This is a genomic window from Dietzia psychralcaliphila, from assembly GCF_003096095.1.
Taxonomy (GTDB): Bacteria; Actinomycetota; Actinomycetes; order Mycobacteriales; family Mycobacteriaceae; genus Dietzia; species Dietzia psychralcaliphila.
Genome location: NZ_CP015453.1, coordinates 2,817,574 through 2,833,763 on the forward strand (window position 1 = coordinate 2,817,574; position 16,190 = coordinate 2,833,763).

Sequence of the window (16,190 nt, forward strand, 5' to 3'; positions counted from 1 at the left end):
AGGACCGTGGATGCGACAACACCTTGCCCGCATCGTGACCGTGGTACTAGCCGTCGGGCTGACCACGGTCGCGGTGACCGATGCCAGCAGCTCGGGCGGCGGCGACAACGCGCGGACACAACTGAACATCATCGCGCCGGCCGCCCCCGGCGGCGGGTGGGACACATTCGGCCGAGAGGCACAGCAGGCCCTGATGTCCAACGGGATCGTCAACGCCGTCCGCGTCCGCAACGTCCCCGGGGCGGCCGGCACCATCGGACTGACCCAGTTCGTGCAACTCGCCGGACGCACCGATTCGCTCCTGGTCACCGGCGGCGTGATGGTGGGCGGAGTGATCCTGCAGGATTCCGACGCCACGCTCGAAGACACGACGCCCATTGCACGTCTCGCGGACGACTACAACGTGCTCGTGGTCCCCGCGAACTCGCCCTATCAGACGCTGGACGAGTTCATGGCGGCATGGCGAGAGCGTCCGGGGATGGCGATCGCGGGCGGGTCCTTGGGGAGCATCGACCATCTGCTCACGGGAATGCTCGCCGACGCTGCCGGCATCGACCCGTCCCTGACCAACTACATCGCCTACGCCGGTGGCGGTGAGGTCGTGCGCGCGATGATCAGCGGTTCCGCTGTGGGGGCCATCTCGAGTGCCAACGACTTCGCCGCCCAGATCGAGGTGGGCGAACTCCGAGCGCTCGGTATCTCCTCGGCGACACCTCTCGAGGAGATTCCCACCCAGACCTTCATCGAACAGGGAGTGGACGTGTCCATGTCGAACTGGCGCGGGCTGGTCGCCCCACCGGACATCCCGGACGAGGTCCGTGACGAACTGATCGCGATCCTCACGGAGATGCGCGACACCGAGGAGTGGCGCGACACCCTCGACCGCAATGACTGGACCGACTCGTTCATGGCAGGCGAACAGTTCGAGCGGTTCCTCGACGCCGAAGTCGCGTCGACCGAAGAGATCATCAAGGAGTTGGGCCAGTGAGTACCTCGACCGACCCGGCGAGCACCGCGGTTCCGCATGCTCAGCCGGGCAGCAGAACGCGCTGGTGGCGCAAACGGACCGAGTTGGGCTTCGCCGCCGGCATCCTGGCGATCGCCGCCTTCATGATCGTGCAGATCGTCCAGATGGACGTCCCCGACGGAGCAGGAACCCCCGGGCCGCAGTTCTTCCCCGGCCTGGTCGCCGCGTTCCTGGTGCTCACCGGTGGGCTGCTGGCGGTCAACGTCATCCGCAACCCTCGGCACACCGAGGCCACCTCGACGATGGGCCAGCTGTCCACCGACATGCTCGAGGATCTGGCCGCGATCGACCACCCCGGTGAGACCCGGGCGGCTAGCGGCACGACCCGAACGGAGGACGCGGATCCCTCACAGGAGTCCGATGCCCCCACCGGTACGCCACCACCGCCCTCGGCCGTCGGCACGGGATACGTGCCCGTCGACTACCGCACCATCGGGATCGTGCTCGGCGGGCTCGTGGCGTTCGCGCTCACGCTCCAACCGGTCGGCTGGCTGGTCACCGCCAGCGCGCTGTTCTGGGTGGTCAGCTACGCCCTGGGCAGTAGACGCCCACTGTTCGACGTCGCCGTCTCGGTGATCTTCGCGTCCGTCATCCAGATCGCCTTCTCGGCCGGTCTCGGGCTGGGTCTGCCCCCCGGCATCCTGGAAGGAGTACTGCCATGGAGCAACTGAGCCTCCTGGGCGAGGGCCTGGCCGGGGTCCTGACCCCGATGAACCTCACCCTCCTGCTGATCGGTGCCGTCCTCGGTACCGCTGTGGGTGTCCTGCCCGGACTCGGCTCCGCGATGGCGGTCGCCCTGCTCCTCCCGGTCACCTTCACACTCGATCCGACCGGCGCCTTCATCATGTTCGCCAGCATCTACTTCGGCGGACTGTTCGGTGACTCGACCTCGGGGATCCTGCTCAACACCCCGGGCAACTCGTCGGCCATAGCGACGACGTTCGAGGGCCACCGGATGGCCTTGGACGGCCGGGCCGCCAAAGCACTGGGCATCTCGGCGATCGGCGCCTTCACCGGCGGCATGATCGCGTGTGCCTGCGTGGTCATGCTCTCCCCCTACCTGATCCTGCTCGCGCGGGCGTTCTCGTCACCGGAGTACTTCGCGCTCGCCGTCTTCGCCTTCGTCGCCATCTCGGCGGTCGTCGCCGAGTCCGTCGTGCGGGGTCTCGCCGCACTCGGGCTGGGGCTCGCGCTCGCGCTGGTCGGCACCGACTCGATGACCGGCACCCAACGCTTCACACTCGAGAACCCGGCCCTGTTCGAGGGCATCTCGATCATCGTGATCACCGTCGGCCTGCTGGCTCTCGGTGAGGTACTGCACCAGGCGTCGCGGATCCACCGCGAGACCCTGACCGGCGGACCGGTGAAGACCGAGGGCTCACCGTTCCCGACGCGCAAGGAGATGCGCAGGATCGTCCCCGCCTTCCTCCGCGGCACCGCATTCGGTCTCCCCTTCGGCACGATCCCCGTCGGCGGCTCCGAGGTTCCCACGTTCCTCGCCTACGGAACCGAGAAGGCTCTGGCCAAGCGGCGGAATGACCCCGACTTCGGTACCCGCGGAGCGCTCCAGGGCGTCGCCGCGCCCGAGGCCGCCGGCAACGCCACCGCGGGCAGCGCGATGGGCGCGCTGCTCGTCCTGGGACTGCCGACCTCGGCGACGGCCGCGATGATGCTGGCCGCGTTCCAGCAATACGGGATGCAGCCCGGTCCCCTACTGTTCGAGACGAGCGCCGCGCTGGTCTGGCCGCTGCTCGCCAGCCTGTTCGTCGGTCTGATCATCCTGTTGATCATCAACCTGCCGTTCGCCGCGGTCTGGGCGAAGCTACTCCTGATCCCTCGCCACTATCTGTACGCCGGGGTCACCGTCATCGCGATGCTCGGCACCTACGCGATCTCCTCCTCCACGCTGGACCTCTGGATGGTGATCGCGATCGGAGTGGTGGGATTCCTGATGCGGCGGTACTCGATCCCGCTGGCCCCGGTCCTGATCGCCGCGATCCTCGGCCCACTGGCGGAGATAGAACTGCGTCGGTCACTGGCGCAGTCCGAGGGTGATGTGGCGATCCTGTTCTCCTCGCACATCACCATCGTGCTGTACGCGCTGCTGGCCGCAGCGGTGGCCGCGAGCATCATCCAGCACACCCGCCATCGTCGCCGCAGGACCGTGCTCGCCGCACGGTAGTTCGACAAATAACGCGAAGGCCGTCCACGACACGTGGACGGCCTTCGCGAACCTGATCGGTACCGGTGGGGGGACTCGATCCCCCGACCTCACGATTATGAGTCGTGCGCTCTAACCAGCTGAGCTACACCGGCATGCCCTGCCAGTCGGGCGGTCGAACCGCCCCGCACAGTGCGAGCCCCCTGTCGGAATCGAACCGACGACCTTTTCCTTACCATGGAAACGCTCTACCGACTGAGCTAAGGGGGCAGGCCACTCCGGGTCGCGGAAGCTCTCCGCGGCTCGGGGTGAAAGCCTCTAGCAGATTACACACACGCTCGAACGGGGCACAAATCGCCCGGTTGGGCGCGTTCGGAGGTCCGCTGGCAGGATGAGGAACATGCGCATCTCCGTGGTCGTCCCCGTCCTCGACGACGCTCACGAACTCGCGGGGTGCCTGGTCGCTCTCCGCTCTCAGACCCGGCTACCCGATGAGATCGTGGTGGTGGACAACGGCTGCGCCGACAACAGCGTCGATGTGGCCCGCGAGGCCGGTGCCCGTGTGGTCGCCGAGGCCGTGCGCGGCATCCCCTCGGCCGCCGCCACCGGCTATGACTCGGCCACCGGCGACGTGATCGCCCGACTGGATGCGGACTCCCGCCCCGGCCCGGACTGGACGGCACGGATCGAGCGCGCCTTCGCCGAGGACCCGGAGCTCGTCGCGATCTCCGGCCCGGGCGAGTTCATCGGACTGAGCGGCTGGCGGGCCCGCGCCGCGCAGTTGCTCTACATGGACGCGTACTTCTTCTCCGTGGGCGCGGCTATGGCTCACCCGGTGCTGTTCGGGTCGAATCTGGCGATGCGTCGCGAGGCGTGGCATCGCGCCCGCGACGGGGTCAACCGATCCGATCCGGAGTTGCACGACGACATCGACCTGTCGTTCCAGTTCGGGGCCGGCGACCGGCTCCGGGTGGACCGCACCTTGACCGTGGGTATCTCAGCGCGCCCGTTCGATGATCCCGCCGCGATGCGCAGGCGCTTCTCCAGGGCGTTCCGGACGATCGCCCGCAACTGGCGCGCCAGCCCGCCCTCGCAGCGCTGGATGGAGCGCGTCCAGCGCTGAGCCCCGCCTCTGTCCCGAGGGCTCGTCAGGACCAGACGAGCACCGACCACAGGACGATCTGGGTCACACAGAAGCCGGCCAACATGTTGAGCACCAGGAAACGCTTCCACCCCTCGTTGGTGCGCTCGGCGTCGGCGTCGGTGACCCTGACGTAGGCCGCCACGGTGGCCAGGTACGGCAGGATCGCGAACGCGGCCCCGGAGGCGGGCCACGGTGCCGCGGCCAGAAGGACCACCACCGCGGCGGCGTAGCAGGCCAGCGCGAACCACACCGCGGCCCGTGCCCCGAGCACGGTGGCGACGGACTTGAGGCCCGCCTCGCGGTCGAACCGCACGTCCTGGATGGCCCCGAAGGCCTGCGAGGCGGCGCCCCACAGCATGAAGGCGATCAGGCACGCCCACACTCCCCCGGTCAGCTCCTCACCGGCGATGGTCCAGCCGACGATCGCCGGGGAGACGAAGTGGAACGCGGAGGTGACCGAGTCCAGGAACGGGATCTCCTTGAACCGCAGCCCCTTGGCGCTGTACGCGATCACGGCGAACGCGCTCGCGGCGAGCCACAGTGACGACTCCCACGAGCCCACCAGCACCAGGTACACGAGGAACGGCACGGTGGTCACGGCGGAGGCCACGAGCGTGGCGGTGTGGCGGGACCGCTCGAGCACGGAACCCTCGACCCCGCCCTTGCGCGGGTTGCGCAGGTCCGACTCGTAGTCGAAGACGTCATTGATCCCGTACATCGCGAGGTTGTACGGCACCAGGAAGAAGAACGTGCCGATCACGCCGATGAGGTCGAACCCCCCGGTGGCCAGGAAGTACGCCAGCGCGAACGGCGCGGCGGTGTTGACCCACGACACCGGCCGGGACGACCAGAACAGCGTGGTCAGCAGGCCGGGTGCCGCAGGCCGCTCGGGGGTGCGGACCTCGTCGTCGTCACCATGATCCGAGGCGCGCGCCAGCGAGGCGTCCCCCCGACCCGACACCGTCGGATTCCCCACCTCGGCCCCGACGCGCGGGGCGGCGGTGAGCAGCGCCCACACCGACGGGACGAACACGGCCGCGGCCACGGCGTAGGCGAAGTCCTCGATGGGCGCGACGCCCAGGCGGATTCCGCTGGTCAGCTCGTCGTCGTAGGCCACGAGACCGGCCGAGATCATGATGTTGTCGAAGACCGCGGTGAGGATCATGAGGATCAGCAGCGCGCCGCCCACCCCGATCAGCCACCGGCGTTTCTCGGCCCCGCGCAGGCGCCAGGCCGCGAGGAGGGCGACGGCCACCACGGGGATGGACATGGTGAGGTTGAGGGTCGTGTACAGGCTGGTCACCGGCGCTCCCCCGTCGTCCGGGCGACGCCGGAATCGTGGGAGGTCCGAGAGACCCGCGATCGGTGCTCGACCGCGCGCGAGACGCCCGCCGCGCACACCAGCGCGAGGTGGGACAGGAACGCCAGGAACACGACCTCCTCGAACGGGATCTCCGGCGCCACGGTCAGCCCGGTCATGAAGTCGGTCTGACCGCGGAAGAACACGCCGCTGCGCACGCCGAGGACGTCCCAGGTGAGTAGGAGCGCCACAGAGGCGGTGACGGCGAGCGCCGCGGCGGCGGGCGCGCGGAACGCCGCCAGTTTCCAGCGATGATCGATCACCAGGATGCCGGCGAACGAGACCACCTGGACCAGGAGATAGGCCAGCCCGATCACCTGTCGGACACCGATGGGCCGGACGCCGAATTATCGGACACAGCTCTGTCGATCACGGTTCTATCGAACACCGTGCCGCCGCCGGGTTCCGCCACCGGGGCCGTTCTCGTGTCGCCGCGGACGTGTTTGAGCACCAGCTCGGCGCTGATCAGGCACATCGGCAACCCGATCCCGGGAATGGTGGACGCCCCCGCGTAGTAGAGACCGTCGACGTGCCTGGAGACGTTGCGGGTCCGGAAGAACGCGCTCTGCGCCAGCGTGTGGGCGGGGCCGAGGGCGGTGCCGCGCCACGCACCGAGGTCGTCCTCCAGATCGGCCGGCGCGATGGTGCGGCGGACCACCACCCGCTCGGCCAGATCCGGGATGCCGGTCCAGTCGGCGATCTGGGCGATCGCCTGGTCGGCTGCCGCCTCGATGGTCGCGTCACCGGCGCCGCCCACTCCGCCGTGGCCGAGGCCCGGATCGGCGGGGATGGGGACCAGGACGAAGAGGTTCTCGTGCCCGGCGGGAGCGATGCCGGCACCCTCGTCATCGGTCGCGCTGGGCCGGCACACGTAGAGCGAGGCCGGATCGGGGATGTGGGTGGAGTCGCCGAAGATGGCGTCGAAGCCCTCCTCCCACCGATCGGTGAACAGCAGGGTGTGGTGCGCCAACTGCGGCAGCTCGCCCTTCACGCCGAGCAGCATGAGCAGAGCGCCGGGTCCGGGCATCTTCGAGTCCCAGTAGGACTGCGGGTAGGTGCGGAGCTTCTCCGGGAGCCACCGGGTCTCGAGGTGGTGCAGGTCGGCAGCGCCGACGACGAGGCCGGCGGGCAGCGTCCGCTCGGCACCGGTCCGGTCACGCACCCGGACGCCGGTCACCCGGGCCCGGGCTCCGACGGTCCCGCCGTTCGATCCGCCCTCGGAGGTGGTGAGTTCCACCGCCTCGGTGCCGGTGTGGATGCGCACCCCCTGCGCCTCGGCCACCCGCCGGACGGCGGCGATGACCTCGGTGAACCCTCCGCGCGGGTACAGCACCCCGTCGGTGAGGTCGAGGTGGCTCATCAGGTGGTAGATCGAGGGCGCCAGGTACGGCGAGGAACCCAGGAACACGGCCGGGTATCCCAGGATCTGCTGGATCCGGCGATCGGTGAAGCGGCGGGAGACGAAGGAATGCAACGGCTGCACGAGCCGCGCCACCAGCGCACCCGAGCGGGCCAGCACGTCCGGCCGCACCAGGGCCGGGTAGGAGGTGAAGTTGGTGTAGAGGAACCGGCGCAGGGCCAGGTCGTAGGTGGTCCTGGCCGAGTCGAGGTACCTGCCCAGCGCGGAACCGGCACCCGGCTCGAGCGACTCGAACAGCGCCTGCGACGCCTCGCGGTCCGAGCGGATGTCGACCGGGTCGGTGAGGCCCTCGAAGTAGACGCGGTAGCCGGGATCCAGGCGGACCAGGTCCAGTTGCTCGGCGGCGGAGGAGCCGCAGAGCCGGAAGAAGTGGTCGAACACCTCGGGCATCAGGTACCAGGACGGGCCGGTGTCGAACCGGAACCCGTCGGCCGACCAGCTGCCGGCGCGACCGCCCACCTCGTCCATGGCCTCGACCAGCGTGACGTCGCGACCCTCGCGAGCGAGCAGCGCGGCAGTGGCCAGGCCGGCGATCCCGCCGCCCACCACCACGACGGGTCCGTCCGGGGCAGGACGGCGCGCGTGCGCGCCGGGCAGTCGGCCGGTCAGTGCGCGGGCGCCCGACCCGAGGAGACTCCGGGCGCTCATCGCACGACCGCCCGTCCGCGCACCGCGCCGGATCGTCCCCGACCCGAGGCGGCCCGGCCGATCACGGCGAGCTTGACCGGGTTGGGCACCCGGACGCGGCCCGCACTCACCCCGGCCGCGCCGGCCGCCCGGAGGCGGTCGTTGAGCTCGGCGAACAGGTCGTGAGCGGCCAGCACCGCGAGCCGGTCCCGCCCGGGGATGCCCTCGATCGAGGCGCGGGCGATGCGCAGGTCCGCGTCCACGTCGTTGGCGAGTTCGGCGAGGTCCCGGTCGGTCAGCGCCCGCGGGTCACGTCCCGGCAGGTAGTTGCGACCGAGTTCCAGAGAGTCCTCCCGGATGTCCCGGAGGAAGTTGACCTTCTGGAACGCAGAACCGAGCGCGCGCGCTCCGGCGGCCATCTCGTCGTCGTCACCCAGTCCCCCACCGGCGAACGTCCGCAGACACATCTCCCCGATCACCTCCGCCGAACCGTGGATGTACCGGCGCAACGACTCCTCGGTGTGCTCGGTGACCTCCAGGTCCGCCTCCATGGAGTCGTAGAACGGGTCGATCAACCGGGCACCGATCCCGAACCGACGGGCGGTGTCGGCGAAGGCGTGGGTGATCGGGTCCGGGTCGAGGCCGCGCTCGACCGCGCGGTGGGTCCGTCGGCGGGCGTCGGCGATGAGCTCGCGGGCCGCGACAGGGTCGTCCATCGCTCCGTCGACGACCTCGTCCCCGACCCGGGCCCACGCGTAGATCGCGGCGACGTGCGGCCGGGTGGCCGGCGCCAGCAGCCGGCAGGCCAGGGCGAACGAGGTGGAGTACCGGCGCAGGATCACGTCGCTGCACTTGCGGGCAGCCTCCGTGAACTCGGCGTGCGGGCTCTGCGGGGTCATCGGGTCCTCTCGAGGGCGGTGGCCAGGTGGGTGTCGAGCGCGCCCCGAAGGTCGTGCGGGACGGCCGGGGAGTCCAGTGCGGCGCGGGCGGCGGTCACCAGGTCCTCGGCGAGCCCCAACGCGTGCTCTCGGGCGCCGCACTCGGCCAGGAGCGACCGCGCGGTCGCCGGATCCGGGTGGGCACGACCGGGGTCAGCACGATCGGAGTCAGCACGGTCCGGGTGGACACGCTCAGCGCGGGCACGGCCGAATCCGGTACCACCGAGCGCGGTGTCGATTCGCGGCCATTCCTCGGTGGCGGAGGCGAACGCGAGCAGCACCGTGGGGGCCCGGCGCACCAGATCACCCTCGTTGGACTTGCCGGTCACCGCCGGGTCGCCGAAGACGCCGAGGACGTCATCGATCACCTGATACGCGGTCCCCAGGTGACGGCCGGTCTCACGAAGCGGGGGGATCAACTCCTCCGGCCCCCCGGCCAGCACCACGCCCAGCACCAACGGCAGGGTCACGGAGTAGGCCGCGGTCTTGGCGGCGCCGATCGCCAGCGCGCGCTCCTGCGTGGTCGGCTCGCCGTGGGCCGCCCCGTGCACGTCCGCGTACTCCCCGACGATGGAGGCCACCACCGCCCGCTCGACCTCCGCCATGGCGCGGTGCAGCACCTGAGCCGACACGGGCAGTCGCGCGAACTCCCCCATCGCGGCCACCAGCAGGAGGTCCCCGCCGAGGAGTCCCCCCACCATTCCGACGTGCGCAGCGGTCTCACGGGGTAGACCCGAGTCGGCGGCGCGCGCCGTGGTGCGCCCCTGCAGGTTCGGCCGGCCTCTCCGGTGGTCGTCGCCGTCGGCCACGTCATCGTGGACGAGGAACGCCTCGTGGAGGAGTTCGAGCGCCTGACAGGCTGCGGCGCGCACCGCCTCGTCGTCCCCGCCGGCGTGCGTGTAGACGACGTCGAACAGCGCGGACCGCATGCCCTTGCCGGATCGGGTGGTGTGGTCGAGGTCCGCCACCCAGTCGTCGACGGCGGGGCCCAGGCCCTCGGGAAGGTCACGAGAGGTCATCCGCTGGGCGGCGGTTACCGAAGCCAGTGTCATGTCCTGTTGTTCGGAGCCGACCCTGTCGTGGATACCCCTCACCTCGAATCTTTTCGACGAGATGCGGCGCGCTGGCGTTCGGCACCCAGAGCCGCGAAAGTCCACGGTGTCACACGGTCACACTATCGCGGCCCGGAAATGCACGAAGACCCCCGCTTGTGGCGGGGGTCTCGCGTGCCAGATGATGGATTCGAACCAACGTAGGCATAAGCCGACGGATTTACAATCCGCTCCCTTTGGCCGCTCGGGCAATCTGGCGTGCACCCTCTGGGGGGCGCTACGACACGATACAACGCAGGTGACCCCCGGTGCCAAATCGGGGGCGGGCGGCGCGGCCTGAGCCGCTGGCCCGGCCGGGTAACCTGGCCGGGATCGACCCCCCACCACCAGAAGGAGCGCATCCATGGCCTCGGAGTCCTCGTTCGACATCGTCTCGGAGTTCGACCGCCAGGAGGTGGACAACGCCCTCAACCAGGCCGCCAAGGAGCTGGGGACCCGCTACGACTTCCGCGGCACCGACACCGGCATCGAGTGGAAGGGCGACGACGCGGTGGAGATCGTCGCGGACTCCGAGGACCGTGTGATGGCCGCCAAGGACGTGTTCATCGAGAAGCTGGTCCGCCGGGGCCTGAGCATGAAGGCGCTGGAGGTGGGTGAGCCGATGCCGTCGGGCAAGGGGTTCCGCCTGGTCGGCACCCTCAAGCAGGGCATCGACAAGGAGAACGCCAAGAAGATCACCAAGCTCCTGCGCGACGAGGGCCCCAAGGGCGTCAAGGCGCAGATCCAGGGCGAGGAGATCCGGGTGTCGTCCAAGAAGCGCGACGACCTGCAGGAGTGCATGCAGCTGCTCAAGAAGGCCGACCTCGAGGTCGCGCTGCAGTTCACCAACTACCGGTAGATCGACGACCTTGCCCTTCCCAGGGGGTCACCGGACGGGCGGCCGAGCCGCGGCCGCGGTCCCCGGTGTCCGGGCGGTGGCGGCGGCCGTGGGCCTGTCCCTGCTGGTGGGATGTGCGGTCGGGGGCGACGACGACGAGGACTCCAGGCTCCTGACCGTCTTCGCCGCCGCCTCGCTCACCGGCGCGTTCACCCAGATCGCCGAGGACTTCGAGCGCGACAACCCCGGCGTGGAGGTTCGGCTGTCCTTCGACGGCTCTTCCGGGCTGGTCGACCAGATCGCCGGAGGCGCCCCGGCTGAGGTGTTCGCCTCGGCGGACACGAGCAGCATGGACCGGGCCGTTGCCGAGGGGCTGGTCCCCGGCGAGCCGGCGGTGTTCGCGACCAACGTCCTCACGCTGATCACCCCGCCCGGGAACCCCGCCGGCGTCACCGGCCTGGACGGCTCCCTCGACGGGACCCGCCTGGTCGTGTGCGCCGAGGGTGTCCCCTGCGGCACCGCCGCACGCGCGCTGGCCGCGGCGGCCGGGGTGGAGTTGCGGCCGGTGAGCGAGGAGTCCAAGGTCACCGACGTGCGGGGCAAGGTCACCTCCGGGGAGGCCGACGTCGGGATCGTCTACACCACCGACGCCCGCGCCGCCGGGGACCGGGTCGAGCAGATCCCGATACCTCGCGCGGAGGCCGAACCCAACCGGTATCAGATCGCGGTGGTTGACCGCGCCGGCCGCGGCGCAGACGGCTCTGGCGCAGACAGTTCTAAGCCAGACGGCTCTGGCACGGACGGGGCCGATGCGGCCCGGCGGTTCGTCGACGCCGTCACCGGCGAGGCGGGCCGCGCCGCGCTCGTCGGCCACGGGTTCGGTCTCCCGTGACCCGCCCCCCGCTGCCCCGGTGGCTGATCGTCGCCGCGACCCTCGCCGTGGTTCTGGCCGCCCTGCCGCTGCTGGGCATGGCCGTCCGTATCCCGTGGGCGGCGGTCCCCGCGCTGCTCACCTCGGAGGCCGCACGGGAGGCCACGCTGCTCAGCCTGCGCACGTGCGCGGTGTCCACCCTGCTGTGTGTGCTGCTGGGCACTCCCCTCGCGGTGCTGCTGTCCCGCAGCCACGGGCCCCTGGCCGGTGTGGCCCGCACGGTCACGGCGCTGCCGATGGTGCTGCCGCCCGTGGTGGCGGGGCTGGCACTGCTCACCACGCTCGGACGGACCGGCGTGGTGGGTCGGCACCTGTCCGTGCTGGGGATCGAGATCGGCTTCACCACCGCCGCCGTGGTGATCGCCCAGACCTTCGTGGCCATGCCGTTCCTCGTGATCGCGCTGGAGGGTGCGCTGAGGTCGGTGGACGCCCGGCTCGAACGCGCCGCCGCCTCCCTGGGCGCCTCCCCGACCCGCGTGCTCGTCACGGTGACGCTGCCGCTGGTCCTGCCCGCCCTGCTCGCCGGGGCCTCCATGTCCTTCGCCCGTGCGCTCGGCGAGTTCGGTGCCACCCTGACCTTCGCCGGATCACTGCAGGGGACCACGCGCACCCTGCCGCTGGAGATCTATCTGAGCCGCGAGGCGGACACCGACACCGCCCTCGCGCTGGCCCTGGTGCTGATCGTGGTGGCCGCACTGCTCATGGCCGCTTCGGCGTTCGTCGCGCGACGGGTGGTGGTGGGCCGTGGCTGAGCGCGCGTGCTCCCAGTCGGGCCCCGCTGACGACCCGGTCCCCGCCGCCGGGCCCGCCGAGGTCGCCGGACCCGCTGCCGAACCCACCGCCGGGCTCGCCGCCACTCTGGACTGCCGCATCGACGACCGCGATGTCGACCTCCGTATCTCGGTCCCCACCGGCCGCCGCCTTGCGATCGTCGGCCCCAACGGCGCGGGCAAGTCCACCGCGCTGTCATTGCTGGCCGGACACCTGCGCCCCGACTCCGGGGAGGTCCACCTCCGCGGGCGGCCGGTCAGCTCGCCGCACACGCACGTTCCCGCGCACCGCCGACGGGTGGTGTCGCTCGAGCAGCGGCCCGGGCTCTTCCCCCACCTCACCGCGCTGGAGAATGTCGCCTACGGCCCGCGCTCCCGCGGACTCCGCAGACGTCCCGCCCTCGACCGCGCCCACGCCGAGCTGGATGCCGTGGGGTGCGCGGACCTCGCCGACCGCAGGCCCCACGAGCTGTCCGGCGGCCAGGCCCAGCGGGTCGCCCTCGCCCGGGCCCTGGCGGTGGATCCTGAGTTGGTCCTGCTGGACGAGCCGCTGGCCGCCCTGGACGTGGAGATCGCGCCCGGGATCCGGCGGCTCCTCGCGGACCGGCTCACCGGTCGCACGGTGGTCATGGTGACCCACGATCCACTGGACCTGTGGGCGTTGGCGCACGACGTCGTCGTCGTCTCGGGGGGTCGCGCAGTCCAGTCAGGCACCGTCGAGGGCGTGCTGTCCCGGCCGGGGTCCGACTTCGCCGCGCGGCTGGCCGGCGTGTCACTGCTGGAGGGCGAGGTGACCGACGACGACGAGCTGCGCACCCCCGGCGGCGACGCCGTCACCGGGTATCGCCCGGACGCTGCGTCGGAAGGGGTGCCGGGCTGGGCCCCGGGTGCGCGGGCGATCGCGACAGTCGATCCGCGGGCGGTGGCCGTCCACGCCGTGCCGGGTCCCGCAGGCGGGGCAGACCTCACCGCCGGGTCTGCCGGACCCGCCGGGTTAGCCGGGCCCGCCGGGTTCGCCGCAGGCGCCGCTCCAGCACACGCGGCGGCGGGAAAATCCAGCCCCCGCAACGCCTGGCCTGCACGCGTGGTGGGGCTCGCGCCGGCGGGGGCGTTGACGCGGGTGACCACCGAGCTGCGGGATGGCCAGCGGGTCGACGCCGAGGTGACCAGCCGCTCGGCCGCCGAACTCGCGCTCGCGCCGGGCGTGGCCGTGATGCTGGTGGTCAAGGCCGCGCAGGTCGCCCTTTATCCGCGCGGCTGAGCCCTCCCGACCGTGGTCGTCCCCACTGCGGCATTTCGGCGAATCCGCCGCAGTAGCCACGACCACGTTCGTTGGGGCGATGCGCGCGAGGGTGCGTCGGAGGTCGACGGTCGGAAGGCGGAGGCCGGCGTTCGGGTTCGGCGTTCGGCGGTCAGCTGACGCGGTCGACGGTGAAACGGACCAGCCGCCGCAGCGCCTCGTTCGCGGGGCCCGCGGGCAGCGCGTCGAGCTCGGTCATGGCGTCGCCCACGTACCGCTCGAGAGTGGCCCGCGCGCGGCGCATGCCTTCGGAGGCACGGAGAAGGTCGAGGGCCTCGTCGACCTCGCCGTCGTCGGTCAGCGGCTGCGCCAGCAACTCGCGCAGCCGGTCGCTGTCGGTGGAACCGGACTCCAGCGCGTAGATCATGGGCAGCGTGTGGACGCCCTCGCGCAGGTCGGTGCCGGGGGTCTTGCCCGAGTCGGACGACGGTGAGGCGATGTCGATGATGTCGTCGGCGATCTGGAAAGCGATCCCCACGGCGTCACCCAGACGCCGGAGCCGCTCGATCTGCTCGCCGGAGGCGCCGGAGTACTCGCCACCGAACTGGGCCGCGGCGGCGATGAGCGACCCGGTCTTCTCCCAGATCACGCGCAGGTAGTGATCAGCGGCGTCGGCGGCGTTCTGGCCGTCGCCCGGCCCCACCGTCTCCCGCATCTGTCCGGTGACCAACTCCGCGAAGGTCTGGGCGATGAGCTGCACTGCAGCCGGACCGAGGTCCGCCAGGAGCATGGAGGAATGGGCGAAGAGGAAGTCGCCGGCGAGGATCGCGGTGGAGTTGTCCCAGCGGCTGTTGGCGGACTCGACGCCGCGGCGCACGGCGGCCTCGTCCATCACGTCGTCGTGGTAGAGCGTGGCGAGGTGGATCATCTCGCACACCACCGCGGCCTTGACCAGCCGCTCGCGGTCGGGCTCCGGACCGAGCTGGCCGGTGAGCAGGGTCATGACGGGCCGGAAGCGCTTTCCACCGGCGGTGACGAGGTGGAGGGCGACCTCGGTGAGGAAGTCCTCCCCGGTCTCGAGTCGGCTCACCAGGAGCTCCTCGACCTCGACGAGTCGCGCCCTCAACAGAGCCGCGAGGTCCGCGTCGCCGACGTCCACGCCCGCCACCACGTGGTCGGGCGCCGTCTCCGCGGTGCCGGTCGTCACTGAATCGCTCGACATCCTCATTCGTCCTCGTCGCCTTGTGCGGACCGGCATCGACCGACCCTGACGACAGACTACGGTCCCCACCCGAGGGCTGCGGCACCCCACCCCGGACGAGGTCCCGCCGACCGGTTCGGCGTAGACCTGCCACCATGGAACGCATGGACTCACGGCCGCGCCTTCCCGCTTCGACCGACGTCCTCGTGGTGGGCTGCGGCCCCGCCGGTTCGGCCACCGCCACGTGGCTGGCGCGGGCCGGTCGCGAGGTCACGGTGCTGGACGCCGCGCAGTTCCCGCGGGACAAGACCTGCGGCGACGGCCTGACCCCGCGCGCGATGCTCGAGGTGGACCGGCTGGGGCTGGGGTCGTGGGCGCGTGACCGGATCACCATCCGGGGGCTCGAGTTGCGGGGCTTCGGCCACGAGCGGCGCGTTCCGTGGCCGGCCGGCGATCACGGCGGGGTCGGCTCAGCGGTGCGCCGCACGGTGTTCGACGACCGGCTGCGTGAGACCGCCGTCGAGGCCGGTGCGACGGTGCTCGACGGGGTGCGCGTGACGGACGTGGAGAAGGGCGACGACGGCGAGGTGATCGCGGTCCGGGCCGGTGACGACCGCATCGCGTGCCGGACCCTCATCCTCGCGGACGGCGTGCGCTCGCCGGTGGGCCGGCTACTCGGTCGGACCTGGCATCGGGACTCGGTCTACGCCGTGGCTGCCCGGTCGTACGTGCGCTCGACCAGGCACGATCATCCGTGGATCGGGTCCGATCTGGAACTCCGCGACGAGGCGGGCGCCATCCAGCCCGGCTACGGCTGGGTGTTCCCGCTGGGCGACGGTGAGGTCAACCTCGGCGTGGGGGCCCTGGCCACGGCGTCGCGGCCGGCGAACGTCGCGGTCAAGGACCTCCTGCACCACTACGCCCGTAGTGTCGAGGACAGCTGGGAGCTGGAGGCCGAGCCCCGCGCGGTGACGTCGGCTCTGCTGCCGATGGGTGGAGCGGTCTCCGGACTGGCCGGCCGCAACTGGGCGGCGGTGGGCGATGCGGCAGCGTGCGTCAACCCGCTCAACGGGGAGGGCATCGACTACGCGCTCGAGGGCGGGCGGCTCCTTGCGGATCTCGTCGTCGCCGGTGGCCCGGACGGGGATCTGACCCGGGCCTGGCCTGAAGTGTTGCGCCGGACCTACGGCGAGGCGTTCGCGATCGCCCGGGACGCCGCCCGGCTGCTCACCTATCCCCGGTTCCTGCCTCTGGCCGGGCCGGTCGGTATGCGCTCTCAGATGCTCATGTCGGCGGCCGTGCGATGCATGTCCAACACGGTGGCGGACTCGGACCGGGACGTCGTCGCCCGGGGCTGGCGGGCCGCGGGGTCGGTGGCCCGCAGGCTCGATCGCCGCCCACTCTTCGCCGACTGACACGACCGCGCCCTCTAAGCGGCCCCT

At 71.2% G+C, this 16,190-nt stretch carries 15 protein-coding genes and 3 tRNA genes; 9 read left to right on the forward strand and 9 right to left on the reverse strand.

From position 1 onward, the window contains the following. The first annotated feature begins 10 nt into the window (after positions 1–10). From A6048_RS12965 to A6048_RS12975, 3 genes are read left to right on the forward strand one after another with little or no spacing between them, the layout of a single operon-like run. Positions 11–988 (forward strand): Bug family tripartite tricarboxylate transporter substrate binding protein, encoded by a 978-nt coding sequence (locus A6048_RS12965; RefSeq protein WP_107746139.1) that lies wholly within the window; start codon positions 11–13, stop codon positions 986–988. Continuing rightward, positions 985–1,698 (forward strand): tripartite tricarboxylate transporter TctB family protein, encoded by a 714-nt coding sequence (locus A6048_RS12970; RefSeq protein ID WP_200837330.1) that lies wholly within the window; start codon positions 985–987, stop codon positions 1,696–1,698. Before A6048_RS12965 ends, A6048_RS12970 begins: the two co-directional genes overlap by 4 nt. Continuing rightward, on the forward strand, positions 1,686–3,209 hold the full coding sequence (locus tag A6048_RS12975; RefSeq protein ID WP_107746137.1) for a tripartite tricarboxylate transporter permease: 1,524 nt from the start codon (positions 1,686–1,688) through the stop codon (positions 3,207–3,209). The genes A6048_RS12970 and A6048_RS12975 overlap by 13 nt, the downstream gene beginning before the upstream one ends. A 60-nt stretch (positions 3,210–3,269) precedes the next feature. Here the strand turns inward: A6048_RS12975 and A6048_RS12980 are convergent. Next, positions 3,270–3,343: transfer RNA gene (locus A6048_RS12980), tRNA-Met, on the reverse strand. Between the two features lie 42 nt (positions 3,344–3,385). Then, positions 3,386–3,458 (reverse strand) — tRNA-Thr (locus A6048_RS12985). 130 nt (positions 3,459–3,588) lie between these two features. Between A6048_RS12985 and A6048_RS12990 the strand changes: the two genes are divergently transcribed. Beyond that, a complete protein-coding gene (locus A6048_RS12990) occupies positions 3,589–4,311 on the forward strand; it encodes a glycosyltransferase family 2 protein (RefSeq protein ID WP_107746135.1) in 723 nt (240 codons plus the stop codon). Between the two features lie 25 nt (positions 4,312–4,336). Here the strand turns inward: A6048_RS12990 and A6048_RS12995 are convergent, their stop codons facing one another. The 6 genes from A6048_RS12995 to A6048_RS13020 all read right to left on the reverse strand — a co-directional run bounded on the left by A6048_RS12995 (position 4,337) and on the right by A6048_RS13020 (position 9,987). After that, positions 4,337–5,635: a prenyltransferase gene (locus A6048_RS12995; protein WP_107746133.1), complete on the reverse strand. Its 1,299-nt coding sequence runs from the start codon at positions 5,633–5,635 to the stop codon at positions 4,337–4,339. After that, on the reverse strand, positions 5,632–6,009 hold the full coding sequence (locus A6048_RS13000) for a lycopene cyclase domain-containing protein (protein WP_107746131.1): 378 nt from the start codon (positions 6,007–6,009) through the stop codon (positions 5,632–5,634). Before A6048_RS13000 ends, A6048_RS12995 begins: the two co-directional genes overlap by 4 nt. Then, on the reverse strand, positions 6,006–7,760 hold the full coding sequence (crtI, locus tag A6048_RS13005; protein WP_244911009.1) for a phytoene desaturase family protein: 1,755 nt from the start codon (positions 7,758–7,760) through the stop codon (positions 6,006–6,008). Before crtI ends, A6048_RS13000 begins: the two co-directional genes overlap by 4 nt. Continuing rightward, positions 7,757–8,638 (reverse strand): phytoene/squalene synthase family protein, encoded by an 882-nt coding sequence (locus A6048_RS13010; RefSeq protein WP_107746128.1) that lies wholly within the window; start codon positions 8,636–8,638, stop codon positions 7,757–7,759. Before A6048_RS13010 ends, crtI begins: the two co-directional genes overlap by 4 nt. Further along, positions 8,635–9,729, reverse strand: a complete 1,095-nt coding sequence (locus A6048_RS13015; RefSeq protein ID WP_107746126.1) for a polyprenyl synthetase family protein — start codon at positions 9,727–9,729, stop codon at positions 8,635–8,637. The genes A6048_RS13010 and A6048_RS13015 overlap by 4 nt, the downstream gene beginning before the upstream one ends. Before the next feature lie 175 nt (positions 9,730–9,904). Continuing rightward, positions 9,905–9,987 (reverse strand) — tRNA-Tyr (locus A6048_RS13020). Positions 9,988–10,132: 145 nt separating this feature from the next. Between A6048_RS13020 and A6048_RS13025 the strand changes: the two genes are divergently transcribed. From A6048_RS13025 to A6048_RS13040, 4 genes are all read left to right on the forward strand, one after another. Beyond that, a complete protein-coding gene (locus A6048_RS13025; protein WP_107746124.1) occupies positions 10,133–10,627 on the forward strand; it encodes a YajQ family cyclic di-GMP-binding protein in 495 nt (164 codons plus the stop codon). A 10-nt stretch (positions 10,628–10,637) separates the two neighbouring features. Beyond that, entirely contained in the window at positions 10,638–11,498 is an 861-nt protein-coding gene (gene modA / locus A6048_RS13030) for a molybdate ABC transporter substrate-binding protein (RefSeq protein ID WP_308161273.1), read from the forward strand. After that, positions 11,495–12,289, forward strand: a complete 795-nt coding sequence (locus A6048_RS13035; RefSeq protein WP_107746120.1) for an ABC transporter permease — start codon at positions 11,495–11,497, stop codon at positions 12,287–12,289. Before modA ends, A6048_RS13035 begins: the two co-directional genes overlap by 4 nt. A 106-nt stretch (positions 12,290–12,395) precedes the next feature. After that, positions 12,396–13,568: an ABC transporter ATP-binding protein gene (locus tag A6048_RS13040; protein WP_425320810.1), complete on the forward strand. Its 1,173-nt coding sequence runs from the start codon at positions 12,396–12,398 to the stop codon at positions 13,566–13,568. A 151-nt stretch (positions 13,569–13,719) separates the two neighbouring features. On the opposite strand, the gene A6048_RS13045 is transcribed toward A6048_RS13040, so the two are convergent. Continuing rightward, a complete protein-coding gene (locus A6048_RS13045; protein WP_372450575.1) occupies positions 13,720–14,775 on the reverse strand; it encodes a polyprenyl synthetase family protein in 1,056 nt (351 codons plus the stop codon). Between the two features lie 137 nt (positions 14,776–14,912). On the opposite strand from A6048_RS13045, the gene A6048_RS13050 reads away from it, so the two are divergent. Then, positions 14,913–16,163, forward strand: coding sequence for a geranylgeranyl reductase family protein (locus A6048_RS13050; protein WP_216694071.1), 1,251 nt, complete (start codon positions 14,913–14,915; stop codon positions 16,161–16,163). Positions 16,164–16,190: the final 27 nt, after the last annotated feature.